Annotated in this window: 16 protein-coding genes; 1 reads left to right on the top strand and 15 read right to left on the bottom strand. The window is 61.4% G+C overall.

The features are described 5' to 3' along the window. Window positions 1-118: 118 nt before the first annotated feature. The 15 genes from FB547_RS32450 to FB547_RS32380 all read right to left on the bottom strand — a co-directional run bounded on the left by FB547_RS32450 (window position 119) and on the right by FB547_RS32380 (window position 9,064). The gene (locus FB547_RS32450; protein ID WP_145747700.1) at window positions 119-370 is read right to left on the bottom strand and encodes a hypothetical protein; all 252 of its coding nucleotides are present in this window, start codon (window positions 368-370) and stop codon (window positions 119-121) included. Window positions 371-432: 62 nt separating this feature from the next. Continuing rightward, entirely contained in the window at window positions 433-1,167 is a 735-nt protein-coding gene (locus tag FB547_RS32445) for a hypothetical protein (protein WP_145747699.1), read from the bottom strand. A gap of 78 nt (window positions 1,168-1,245) precedes the next feature. Continuing rightward, window positions 1,246-1,779: an SMI1/KNR4 family protein gene (locus tag FB547_RS32440; protein WP_145747698.1), complete on the bottom strand. Its 534-nt coding sequence runs from the start codon at window positions 1,777-1,779 to the stop codon at window positions 1,246-1,248. An 82-nt stretch (window positions 1,780-1,861) separates the two neighbouring features. Then, window positions 1,862-2,242, bottom strand: a complete 381-nt coding sequence (locus FB547_RS32435) for a hypothetical protein (protein WP_145747697.1) — start codon at window positions 2,240-2,242, stop codon at window positions 1,862-1,864. A 233-nt stretch (window positions 2,243-2,475) separates the two neighbouring features. After that, entirely contained in the window at window positions 2,476-2,769 is a 294-nt protein-coding gene (locus FB547_RS32430) for a hypothetical protein (RefSeq protein ID WP_145747696.1), read from the bottom strand. Between the two features lie 193 nt (window positions 2,770-2,962). Further along, a complete protein-coding gene (locus FB547_RS32425) occupies window positions 2,963-3,151 on the bottom strand; it encodes a hypothetical protein (RefSeq protein WP_145747695.1) in 189 nt (62 codons plus the stop codon). 46 nt (window positions 3,152-3,197) lie between these two features. Beyond that, the gene (locus FB547_RS32420; protein ID WP_145747694.1) at window positions 3,198-3,647 is read right to left on the bottom strand and encodes a hypothetical protein; all 450 of its coding nucleotides are present in this window, start codon (window positions 3,645-3,647) and stop codon (window positions 3,198-3,200) included. Window positions 3,648-3,738: 91 nt separating this feature from the next. Then, a complete protein-coding gene (locus tag FB547_RS32415) occupies window positions 3,739-4,323 on the bottom strand; it encodes an SMI1/KNR4 family protein (protein ID WP_145747693.1) in 585 nt (194 codons plus the stop codon). Between the two features lie 484 nt (window positions 4,324-4,807). Next, the gene (locus tag FB547_RS32410) at window positions 4,808-5,080 is read right to left on the bottom strand and encodes a hypothetical protein (protein WP_145747692.1); all 273 of its coding nucleotides are present in this window, start codon (window positions 5,078-5,080) and stop codon (window positions 4,808-4,810) included. A gap of 52 nt (window positions 5,081-5,132) precedes the next feature. After that, window positions 5,133-5,570 carry an SMI1/KNR4 family protein gene (locus tag FB547_RS32405; RefSeq protein WP_186454319.1) on the bottom strand — a complete coding sequence of 146 codons (438 nt, stop codon included), beginning with the start codon at window positions 5,568-5,570 and terminating at the stop codon, window positions 5,133-5,135. A gap of 116 nt (window positions 5,571-5,686) precedes the next feature. After that, window positions 5,687-5,962 (bottom strand): hypothetical protein, encoded by a 276-nt coding sequence (locus FB547_RS32400; protein WP_186454318.1) that lies wholly within the window; start codon window positions 5,960-5,962, stop codon window positions 5,687-5,689. Window positions 5,963-6,191: 229 nt separating this feature from the next. Then, complete coding sequence (locus tag FB547_RS32395) at window positions 6,192-6,791, bottom strand: hypothetical protein (protein WP_145747689.1); 600 nt, start codon at window positions 6,789-6,791, stop codon at window positions 6,192-6,194. A gap of 76 nt (window positions 6,792-6,867) precedes the next feature. After that, entirely contained in the window at window positions 6,868-7,200 is a 333-nt protein-coding gene (locus tag FB547_RS32390; RefSeq protein ID WP_145747688.1) for a hypothetical protein, read from the bottom strand. 47 nt (window positions 7,201-7,247) lie between these two features. After that, window positions 7,248-7,979, bottom strand: coding sequence for a hypothetical protein (locus FB547_RS32385; RefSeq protein ID WP_145747687.1), 732 nt, complete (start codon window positions 7,977-7,979; stop codon window positions 7,248-7,250). A gap of 53 nt (window positions 7,980-8,032) precedes the next feature. Next, entirely contained in the window at window positions 8,033-9,064 is a 1,032-nt protein-coding gene (locus FB547_RS32380) for a LacI family DNA-binding transcriptional regulator (protein ID WP_145747686.1), read from the bottom strand. A gap of 194 nt (window positions 9,065-9,258) precedes the next feature. Here FB547_RS32380 and FB547_RS32375 point away from each other — a divergent pair, with 194 nt between their 5' ends. Then, complete coding sequence (locus FB547_RS32375) at window positions 9,259-10,611, top strand: GntP family permease (protein WP_145747685.1); 1,353 nt, start codon at window positions 9,259-9,261, stop codon at window positions 10,609-10,611. Window positions 10,612-10,622 lie beyond the last annotated feature (11 nt).

Raw genomic sequence — 10,622 nt, 5'->3', positions numbered from 1 at the left:
CGATGAATCGCTTCATGTGGTTGCCCTTCAGTAGCGTTGCCACAATCTAGGCGAGCACCGTCAGTTATTCAACCCGTTTTCACACGGCCTCGGCCGCATTCCGTCCTAGCTGGCGAGGTCAGGAAAAGACTACTGTCAGAACCGCGAACATCGCCAAGACGAGTACGAAGGCGAACCCGTCAAGAAGCATCACGCCACGGGCGACCAGGCGAGGCAAGCGCCCGGCGAACGCTCGCAATCGGTCTGCCGACGGATGGCCGCGGGGATACATTGCCGCAGCGATAAGGCAGCCAACGATGACCAAGGCGGCGAGCAACAGCGCCGCGGCCGCGAACGCCAGCAGCAACCCAAACGCAGGGAAGTTGTTCATCGGAGATGCACCCTAAGGTTCTTGAGAAGGTCCGTTTTTTGGCCGCCTTCTGCCTTCGAAGGTCATCTGCAATGCAGGGCGAACTGCCGGTCTCTCGCGCGCCTGCGCTGGTCCTTGAGTCGGTCCTGTTCAAGGCCAGACTGAGGTTGGCGAGCGGCCGCGTCGATTGAGGCAATCAACGCATTGAGCTGAGCGCACTCCGTGGAGGAGCTGTCGACATTCATCGCCACCTGGCGTTCATGCTCTAGGACGGATTGGGCGATGGCGCTGTTCCGGCGCATCGACGCCTGCCTGGCATCCTGGGACATCCCCTCGGCTAAGTTGACATCAGGCGTCACCGACACTTCGCTGGCCCGTGCGTCAGCTGGGCAAGATCCGTCCGTATAGGTTGCCGCGCCCGCAGGCGATATGCATTTCGCGAAGCGCTGTACGCGCGATGTTGATTCAGGCTTCAGCTCACGCTGATCGTACCGTAGCGCCGGGGAAGCATTCTTTGAGGGCGGCGCAGCTGGCGCTGCTTGCCGCTCCGCGGGAATCCGCAAAGGGCCTGAGTCGCGCCAATCGTTTAACGCCACGAGCGCCGCAAGTGCAGCCGCAGCCGCCGCGAGCAGGAACAACCCTCGATTTGAGGGCCCCAACGGCCGCAGCGCCTTCTCCCAAGCCGTCAATGGCGTGCGAGATTGATTCAACCAAGGGTCGCTGGAGTCTTCCTTGCGCATGCCGTCAAATGTCTGCCATCGGTGAGCCGCCAGGGTCTTTTGTTGCACAAATGCCTGCGTGTTCGTGAATTTATTCACGGCTCCGGGATGCCAGATTGCAAGTCGCAACTCAATCCGGTCCGGGCGGCGAGCGTCTGGTTGTGGCCGAGCTTTGCCCTAAGCGGCATGCGATTCAAATGAGCCCGCTGCCGAGGCAAAGTGCGGGGGGAGCGCTGATGACTTGACTTGGCCAGACAGTCCTCGCGCAAGAAACTGCGCCATGCTCATTTTGAAATGCTCGGGCGGATCACTGCGCGGCACCGTGACGACTTCCCACAAACCACTCCCGCCGACGGTGCTCCAGCAGAACAAATCGCCGTCATCCGAAATAGCCCAGGGCAGGAGGCCGCCTGGCTCAAAGAAGAGCGGGAATGGGAAGCTCTCCGGATAGCTGGTCCGGAGTTCGCGTAGCGCCGAGAGCTGAACGAACATCTGGTCCAGCAGGTTCACGTGCGGGTTCGCGCTGAAAGGGTTGAGAACGGTCAAGCAACTATTGATGGTCCCTGAACCGTAGTGGTCAATGAACTGCATGTAGTCGGTCGGCAACGGGCCACCAAGCTTGGACGTCACGGCACCCCATTGACCCGTGGTGCCTTGCTCGGTCAGCTGGGCAGGGCGTGGGAGCAGACTGAGGAGTTCGTCAATGACCATGGGAATTGGGCCGACGTCGGTTCATGACTGGATTTTGGCCGACGACTGAACGTCCGATGTTGGCCGGGAGGCGTAGTTCAACCTACTGCCAGAACTTCCATGAGGATTTGGGAGTCGCTCGGACCTTCTCGGGTCGCTTGTAGTTCGCATTGAATTTCCATGTCCCACCTTCTTGATAGAACTCGATAGTCGATTCCAACCAGGCTTCGCCGTGCTCCTGAAAAACCGCCCAGTACTGCTCGCAGAGCTGCGCAAGGTCTTGGGAGATGCTCGCCTTGTCGTCCGACTGGTCGTTTTTGAGCCCGTAGTTGATGCGGTGACCGTCGCAGTCAATCGTAAGCACGCCGCGGGTCCAAGATTCGGGCGAGCAGCGAATCGCCTCATGCAGAAGTGAAGTGAGGGCCTCGCTGTATTTGTCTAGCTTGTCCGTCATGCCTTGATTGCCCGGGATGTTGGCCACCACCGACCGATTGGCGATTGTTGACGCGCCTTTAGTTGGCGTGCACGCGCTTCAACGGGTTCAGTTCCAAGTTGGCCCGAAACTGTCGTGTAATCGCCTCGAACGTCGGCTTCCAAGCGAATTGGGCCTCATCGGTGAATGTCAGGTGATGGCCGGCTCCGCCCCCGGGTCCCGATGGTGCCTTTTGGTGCGCAGAGCTTCGGCGTTCCGACCGACACCGTCGCGGTGACATCTGGCTAGACAAGCCACGCTGGGCCAGCACCAAGGGGCTGAAAGTCCTCGAGTGGTACGTAGGACACGGAACCCACAAGCAGCTTCTTCTTGAGCTGATAACGTTGCGCGAACTGGGCTGCACCTGCACCACCCCTGCGCTCCATGCGAAAGACTAGCGCCGGCGCGGTGCCCTCTTTGCTCTTGAGCAATGCGTCGTAGACGAGCGCGTATTCATTCGCGTCGCTGAGCGCAGAAGCGAGTTCCCGCTCGCACGCAGCGAGCGCATCCTCTTGGGACGCCAGGTCGTAGCGCGTCATCTTCTTTCCCGACGAGTGATTCGAAACCAGCAAGGCTCCGAAACGCTCCCCAACGACAAGCTTGTCTATGGCCCATTGATGGGCCTCCGCGACGAGTTGGTACCTCGATTCCATCACCCCTCCAATGTCCGCTCTTGTGCAGATTCTGCCTCGGCGACGAACGGCTGGTTGTGGCCGACAACGGGCAGCACCTTTACTCGCGCACCCGCCCGCGCTTGAAGCGCAGGAACATCCCGATTGCCAGCATGGCAAGTATGCCTCCCAGGACCAATTGCCCAACGATGGCAGCCAGGGCGGCCCCGGAGATGAGGCCGAGCGAAACCGCACCCTCAATGAAGTGGAGAACTGCGTCTAGCTTCGCGCCCACGTAGAACTTGGCCATCTTTCGGTTGGGTGTTGTCAATGACCGATCATGGCCGCATTCGCCACTAGCGAACGGGTGAGGCCGGCGATTGAGGTTTGCCGGTCAGCTGTTCAATCATTGATCTCGCCTGCCGTTCGATCTCTGCACTTTCCTTCGCCGACAACTGGACTGATCGAGACGGAAGTTCGTCAGGCGTCCTAGAACTTTGGATGTTGATGGCGAGCACCGCGCCGACTGCAAGGCCACCGACACCGGTCGCGATCCATCCAGGGATACGGTGAGCACCTCGCCATTCTTCAGGATTGGCTTTTGCAAGATCGCGCGCCCATACCCACGCACTGCCGGCAATCAGGAGGCTCAGAAAACACAGAGGAACCCCGAGCCAGATGATGCCGGCGGCCGCCCACGGGGTCAGTGCTCTACTGATCGCGAAAAGTCCTAGCCACAAAACGGCGGGGACCAGACCCAGAAGAATGATTATGTTGGCAACGTTGCGTTTGCTGTCGGAATTCATTTGATAACCGTAGTCGCAGGGCTTGAACGTCCGCTATCTGATTGATTTTCTCTTGCGGTACCAACGACTGGTCATGGCCGCTTGGCGACTGCTAGTCGAATTGCTCGACGCGGACAGCCTGCTCATTGGCAATCAAAACCTGTGGCGCGAAGCCATCTGCCATCCGCTCCTGGAAGAAATTCGAACCGATGCCATCGCTCCACTGGCCGACGGTGTAGCCCCGCAAGGCTTCTATCTCCGTCTCGGTCAAGAAGCGCGGAGTCAAATATTCCGTCTGGGCCATAAGGCCACCAACCTGCGAGTCGAACTCGAACTTCAGCTCTCCTCCAGAGATTCCGAGACCTGCAAGCTCTCGAGTCTCGCTGCCGTCGAGTAGGTAGTCCGAAAAGGACTCCTCCATATTCTCGCGATGGAGCGCTATCTCGTCGGCGAATATCTCCCCAGCCGATGAGGTCGTGGAAAAGAGACCGCAGAACGAAATTGGTTCGGTCTCTCCGCTCCCCGTCGCGATCTCAACCACGTACTCCAGATAGCCACCGTTGGCGACTTGAAGGTATTGCTTAAACCATCGGGGCAAACTTGCGCCCAGCACAGACTCGAGCTGCGCCAGCTCCACAGCAGTTGGGGCTGGGCCTGGATCTCGAATAACCAAGTGCTCATACTGCGAAAGAGTCATGCGATTGTTGTCCTTGTACGGCCACGTGTTTCTCGAGTGGTCACGAGTAAGAGGAAGGTCCGCTCCTAGACAAATTCTGCCGTATCGATGAACGTCCGGCCTTCCTAACCCACCGACGAGCCCGACCGCCTGCGCGGCACAAGAGCGTATGCAGCCAGAAGTATGCCAATGATCGTCGCTACCCACGCTCCGGTGCCGACGCTAAGCCACTGCAACATGCCAAACACCATGTTCGGGAGAGCGGCCTTGGCACTGGTCGTGTGTGAAGATCCCTGCAGACTGTTCTGGCCGATTGCAATCAGCGTCAGGCCTAAGAACAAGCATAGAGAGCGCATTGGTTTGGCCCCGAAGTGAGACGGAATGAGACCTGGAAAGTCTACTTTTTGGCGGATTCTGATTGAGCAATCATCAGCATGCACGCGCTAACCATTGCTTAGTGGTGCCCGGGCAACGAAGGACTGCTCCTGGCCCTTCCGTCCGCGACTCATTCAGTGCTTTCGAGGGCTGCAATGAATGGCAGGACTCTCGGGTGAGCCCCCACCCACTCCTCACCCAGGAACGTCGACACGGAGCCCGAGCCGATGACGCTTGCGATCGAACCAAATTTGGAAGCGGCTTGTAGCAGTTCGTGCGCGGAGTGCATCACGTTCTCGCTTTCCGGCGACTCCGGCTCTCCGGCATCGACGCCCCACTCCTTCTGAATTGCCGCAATCAGCTTGCCGGCGGCGGCCTCGATGGGTGTTCGTGAACGTGTCATAGGCACTGATCTAACTCACTCATGAATGGCTGGTTCTGGCCGCATGCAGGCCTCAGACGATAGCTGATGCGTCGCCAAAGAAGAAGCGCAGAAACTCTAGGAACGACGGGTAGCGAGGCTCGAGCTGGCCGTTCTTCAGCAGAGCGTCGCCGCCTTCAAAGTCGACGCCGTAGACCTGTTCGGTCGAAATATCGTAGACCATCACGCCCCCGCCCAGAAAGCTAGTCAGAACCACATATCGCTCTGGCCAGCCGAACTTGCGACGGACCAATGCTGTGGAAGCCTCGATGGATTCCTGAGGTCGTGCACCAGCAACATCTAGCAGCACGAAACCCGTGTTCTCACTTGACAATGGTCCGTCGTATCGAAGGTAGAACGATCCCATCTGGGAGTCAGTGGCAATGCCGAGACGCGTCAATCCAGCCGCCGCATCAGCAACATCTGCTCTAAGAAATCCTACATCTTCAAGCGAAGAGACGATGATTTGCATCATGCAAATTTTTGGGAGCCCACTTCTGTCCGAGCTTTTTCCCACCGCGGTGAACGGCCGGTTCTGGCCGACTTTAGCCGGTCACGTAGCGACGGAGTCAACTGAGCGCTGAGCATTCAGCATACCAAGAGTCCGATTTCCATATGGTCAGACTCTTCCAGCAGGAACGAGAGATCTTGCTTCGGACAAATTTCCAGACCATCGCGCAACACATGAATGTCAACCAGACCGTCGAACTCATTGCTCATGTCTGAGAACTCAAAATACTTCAATTCAGATTGCCCGGGCAGCACCTTCTCGCAAGGCCGGATTGCGCATCGGAATGAGGCTTCGTAATGCTGAATAGCTTCGCCAAGCGTCGCAGCCTCGAACTGGAGCGGAGCGCCTTTCACCCATCCAGTCTCTTTGAGCGTCAGTATTGAATTCTTAGGGCCCGAGATTGAGATTGATGGCATTGAATACAAGGATAGTGGTAGACGGAAAAGCACTGTAAGTCATGCTAGTGGCCTCCAATGACCGACAGTAGCTCTGGCGTCGCCATCCGCGTCGGAGCGCTTGGTAAAACTGAGCTGCGTGACGTACTTCCGCTTTTGGCCGGTGACGGCTGTTGGTTGGATTTTCCTAGGCGTGGCCAGGACCGAGACGAACAAGGACCACTTGGTCCCTCGCGGCAGATGCGGTGAGCCAATCCTTTCCCTCTTCTCGCGCCAGCCCTTCTTTGACGGAGAAACTGCGCAAAGAGAGGCGGCACCGCTCCGGACGCCACCGATTCCAATCAACGCGCATGGTCACCAACTCTCGACCGCCATCAAAAGTGGCGACGACCGGCGCGTCGCCGACCAAAATCTCCAGCGAGGCGTCGGGTTGCTTGCGCTCCAAGGCGCGGGGTACCGGAAGGCCAGATGCAAGTTGAGACTCGTAAGCGGCGTGCGCGGCAATGTGCTCATCCGAGTCGGACGCGATGTCTTCAGCCGGCGGCGTTACCTCTTCGACCTCGAGGAGCGTCACGCAAATCTCGTCCCCTACGCCGAGAGGGAGTTCTTGAATCCATTCGAGGTGCGCTTGGCGGCCATTGCCAAGGTCTCTCATGCCTCGCATGTCGAGCGTCGCGGGATGCTCGCCATCGATGCTCATGTGCACGGAAAAGGAGAGGAGCACCGCGTCCTCCGTGCCCGCCACCACCAGGGGCTGTCCATTGCGCAGAACTTCGAGGGCTTGCATGGTCGGTCGAGTTATGAATGCGGGTCAGCTGGGGGCGGTCGTTGAAGTTCTGCTTATGGCCGAATTCTGCCTCCGCCTACACATGTCCCAAGTCATCAAGCCGGCGAAGCTCCTCGGCCTCCTCCTCGGACGCTTGGAAGATGTTTCGCAGAATCTGCGGAGTGATAGGCCGGCCAGCCTCACTGACAAGAGGCTGATGCCCGCCGTACTCCAGCGCCGAAAGCAGCGCCCGCGCTTTCGCAAAGACGTCTTCTGTTCGGTTGCCAAAAAGCTCCTGGTCGAACAAGGGTTCCCCGGCGGAAAGACGGTCACGCACGTCGAGAACACCTAGCTTTGTAATGCGGCGAACGTCACTCACCAGCGAGGCCGAAGGGTCGCACGGCGCTGTCGAAATGGTCACACGGCTCATCTTCGCTGGGAGGTGATGGTGGATGACTGGTCTTAGCCGGAAGCGCTCTAGACATCGAGGGCTCGCTGCCTGCGGATCTGACGTTTCTGCTCGGCACTGGGCGGCTTGTAAGCGCCGGAAAGACGGCGTCGGAGCGACTTTAACGCGGCAGCTTTTGCGCGCCTCACGCCCGGGTCGGTCACCGTCTGCGCCTCCGCCCACTCCAGTGATCCTTCGATTGGAGCCCCTCTCAAGGCACATAGACAAAGTGTCTGCTGATGCGATGTGGTGGCACTGGCGAATGTCTCGATCACCAGGTCTCTCAGCTTCTCCTGCTGATCTTGCGGTGGCACGAGGCCGTCGTCGAAGCTGGTCAACGCGTTCAATGCGCCGAGCGCTCGCCAGAACGGATCGTCTGGTTCGTCCGAAACGGCGGTTGTCGACATGCAGTAGTCCAACAGCGCCGTTACGCAAGACTCGGTGCGAACTTCCTCAAGAACCGCAATGGCAAACGTCGCGAGCGTCCGATCGGTCAGCAAGTGCTGCAAAGAAGCAACGCCGCCGCGGCCGTAGGCGACGCAGGCCGCAGCCCAGCGCGCGAGCGGCGCCACCCTTGTGCCGTCTTCAAGCAGACCGTCTTCGTGCCATCCGTGCTGCTCGCAGAGCCGTTCAATCTCATCAGCGCCGACAGCGCCATACGCCAGCGAAAACCGAATCAAGTCTTCCGGATGAACCGAGCCACCATAGGACAGCGGTCCGGAGCCCTTGGCGGCCTTGCGGGCAAGATCATTGAACTTCATCGGAATTCGGTACGCATGCTTTTGCAGCCGTCATAGCGCATTCTGCCGTGCCATCAGCTGCTCTCCCGCACCACCAGCTCGAACCCCAGGTCCACCGTGCGTTCCGCCACGGTCTCCGCGCGCATCAGCGCGAGCAGCATGCCGGCCGCGCGCTCGCCCATCTCGTGCCGCGGGGTGCGCACGGTGGTCAGCGGCGGAAGCATCTGGTCGCTGCCGCCCAGGTCGTTGAAGCCGGCGATCGCCACGCGCTGCGGCACCGGCACGCCGCTGCGCAACGCGGCGAGCAGCCCGCCCTGGGCGAGGTCGTCGTTGCAGTAGAAGATGGCGTCCAGGTCCGGGTGGCGCGCGAGCAGGTCCTCGAACTGGCGGCCGCCCAGCGCCATCGAGGTCGGGCCCGGCACCAGCAGTTCGAGCGCGGGATCGTGGCAGCCCGCCTCGCGCAGCGCCTCGCGGTAGCCCTCCAGGCGAAGCAGCACGCGCGGATCGAGCTGGCCGGCGGCATAGGCAATTCGCCGGCGGCCGCGCTGCAGCAGGTGCCGGGTGATGGCGCGGCCCGCGTCCCGCTGCGAAAACCCCACGCTGTGGATGCCGGGCGCGGCCGAGGTTTCCATCATGTACACGCAGGGCGCATGGCTGCGCTCGAGCATCTGCGCGGCTGCGGCGCTGCGGTCGAAGCCCGTCAGCAGCAGGCCCGCCGGGCGCTGCGAGAGGTAGCTGCGCAGCAGTGCTTCTTCCTGCGCGGGGTCGTAGTGGGTCACGCCGATGAGCGACTGATAGCCGTGCGGCGCGAGCGCGTCCTGCACCGCCTCGAGCAGTTCCACGAAGAGCTGGTTGGTCAGCGAGGGGATCAGCACCGCCACGTGGGAGCTGCGCGCCGAAGCCAGCGCGCGGGCCGCCACGTTGGGCACGTAGCCCAGCTGGTCGACCGCCGCCTGGACGCGGGCCTTCAGCTCGGGCGCCACGTTGCGCGCGCCCCGCAGTGCGCGCGACACGGTGATCGGGCTCACGCCCGAGACGCGGGCCACGTCGTCCAGCGTGACCTGGCTCGAGGAACGGGGACGGGGGCGGTCGGTTGCGTCGGCCATGGATTGAAGTTCTAAGGGTTAATACCAAGCTGCAATTGGACAGCGCTGTCCTAGGATAGCGCTGTCCCAGCCATTGGTGCTCCGGAAAAACCCGAGAACACCCCCAGCGCTGGCTTTTTTTGGATTGTGCGGGATAGCGCTATCCCTGGCACCACCGGCCGCTCCCGAAGCGGCCGGATTCAGGAGACATACACATGTTCGGAATGAGCAAAGAGGTGTTCCTGCTCGTCGACGCCCTGGTGGCGATCCTCGGGCTGATCCTTCTGATCACGCGCTGGCGCGTGCACCCCTTCATCGCGCTGACGCTGGCCGCGGGCTTCCTCGGCCTGACCTCGGGCATGCCCGTGGACCTGGTGATGAAGTCCTTCCAGGAGGGCTTCGGCGGGGTGCTGGGCTTCGTGGGCATCGTGCTGGGCCTGGGCACCATGCTCGGCAAGATGATGGCCGAGTCGGGCGGCGCTGACCGCATCGCGCGCACGCTGATCGACGCCTTCGGCCGCGAGCGCGTGCACTGGGCGATGATGTTCGCGGCCTTCCTGGTGGGCATCCCGCTGTTCTTCGAGATCGGCTTCGTGCTGCTGATCCCGCTGGTGTTCATCGTGGCGCGGCGCACCGGCGTGTCGCTGATCCGCATCGGCATCCCGCTGCTGGCCGGCCTGTCGGTGGTGCACGGCCTGGTGCCGCCGCATCCGGGGCCGCTGCTGGCCATTGGCGTGTTCGGCGCCGACATCGGCAAGACCATCTTCTACGGCCTCCTCGTGGGCCTGCCCACCGCGATGATCGCCGGGCCGATCTTCGGCAAGTTCATCTCGAAGTACGTGCCGGGCGAGGCCTCGCCCGAGCTGATGGAGCAGCTGGCGCACGAACCCGAGGCGCGCGATCTGCCCGGCTTCGGCATCACGCTGCTCACGGTGCTGCTGCCGGTGGGGCTGATGCTGCTGAAGACCTTCGCCGACGTGGCGCTCGACGACAAGAACGTGGTGCGCCACTGGATGGACTTCATCGGCCACCCGATCACCGCGCTGCTGGCGGCGCTGCTGCTGTCGCTCTACACCTTCGGCACCGCGCGCGGCTTCACCGCCAAGCAGATCATGAAGTTCGTCGACGACAGCCTCGCGCCCACCGCGGCGATCGTGCTGATCATCGGCGCGGGCGGCGGCTTCAAGCAGATGCTGGTCGCGAGCGGCGTGGGCAACGCGATCGGGCAGATGGCGCTGCATGCGCAGGTCTCGCCGATCCTGCTCGCCTGGCTGGTGGCGGGGTTGATCCGCATCGCCACCGGCTCGGCCACGGTCGCCACCATCACCGGCGCGGGCATCGTCGCGCCGCTGGCCACCATGGTGCCGGGCGTGAACCGCGAGCTGCTGGTGCTGGCCACCGGCGCCGGCTCGCTGATCCTCTCGCACGTCAACGACGCGGGCTTCTGGCTGGTGAAGCAGTACTTCAACATGACGGTGGCCGAGACCTTCAAGACCTGGACCGTGATGGAAACACTGATCTCGGTCGTGGCCATCGTGTTCATCATGCTGCTCGGCATGGTCGTGTAAGCCAAGGGACA

It is taken from the genome of Variovorax beijingensis (genome assembly GCF_007828835.1).
Classification (GTDB): domain Bacteria; phylum Pseudomonadota; class Gammaproteobacteria; order Burkholderiales; family Burkholderiaceae_C; genus Variovorax; species Variovorax beijingensis_A.
Note: the sequence above shows the minus strand (reverse complement) of the source record. Positions and strands in the feature narration are given on the sequence as shown.

What these genes read in the sequence shown, in the direction of transcription:
- FB547_RS32450 (WP_145747700.1), bottom strand. Translation starts at nt 370, where the DNA reads ATGAACAACTTCCCTGCGTTTGGGTTGCTGCTGGCGTTCGCGGCCGCG.
- FB547_RS32440 (WP_145747698.1), bottom strand. Translation starts at nt 1,779, where the DNA reads ATGGTCATTGACGAACTCCTCAGTCTGCTCCCACGCCCTGCCCAGCTG.
- FB547_RS32430 (WP_145747696.1), bottom strand. Translation starts at nt 2,769, where the DNA reads ATGACGCGCTACGACCTGGCGTCCCAAGAGGATGCGCTCGCTGCGTGC.
- FB547_RS32425 (WP_145747695.1), bottom strand. Translation starts at nt 3,151, where the DNA reads ATGGCCAAGTTCTACGTGGGCGCGAAGCTAGACGCAGTTCTCCACTTC.
- FB547_RS32420 (WP_145747694.1), bottom strand. Translation starts at nt 3,647, where the DNA reads ATGAATTCCGACAGCAAACGCAACGTTGCCAACATAATCATTCTTCTG.
- FB547_RS32415 (WP_145747693.1), bottom strand. Translation starts at nt 4,323, where the DNA reads ATGACTCTTTCGCAGTATGAGCACTTGGTTATTCGAGATCCAGGCCCA.
- FB547_RS32410 (WP_145747692.1), bottom strand. Translation starts at nt 5,080, where the DNA reads ATGACACGTTCACGAACACCCATCGAGGCCGCCGCCGGCAAGCTGATT.
- FB547_RS32405 (WP_186454319.1), bottom strand. Translation starts at nt 5,570, where the DNA reads ATGCAAATCATCGTCTCTTCGCTTGAAGATGTAGGATTTCTTAGAGCA.
- FB547_RS32395 (WP_145747689.1), bottom strand. Translation starts at nt 6,791, where the DNA reads ATGCAAGCCCTCGAAGTTCTGCGCAATGGACAGCCCCTGGTGGTGGCG.
- FB547_RS32390 (WP_145747688.1), bottom strand. Translation starts at nt 7,200, where the DNA reads ATGAGCCGTGTGACCATTTCGACAGCGCCGTGCGACCCTTCGGCCTCG.
- FB547_RS32385 (WP_145747687.1), bottom strand. Translation starts at nt 7,979, where the DNA reads ATGAAGTTCAATGATCTTGCCCGCAAGGCCGCCAAGGGCTCCGGACCG.
- FB547_RS32380 (WP_145747686.1), bottom strand. Translation starts at nt 9,064, where the DNA reads ATGGCCGACGCAACCGACCGCCCCCGTCCCCGTTCCTCGAGCCAGGTC.
- FB547_RS32375 (WP_145747685.1), top strand. Translation starts at nt 9,259, where the DNA reads ATGTTCGGAATGAGCAAAGAGGTGTTCCTGCTCGTCGACGCCCTGGTG.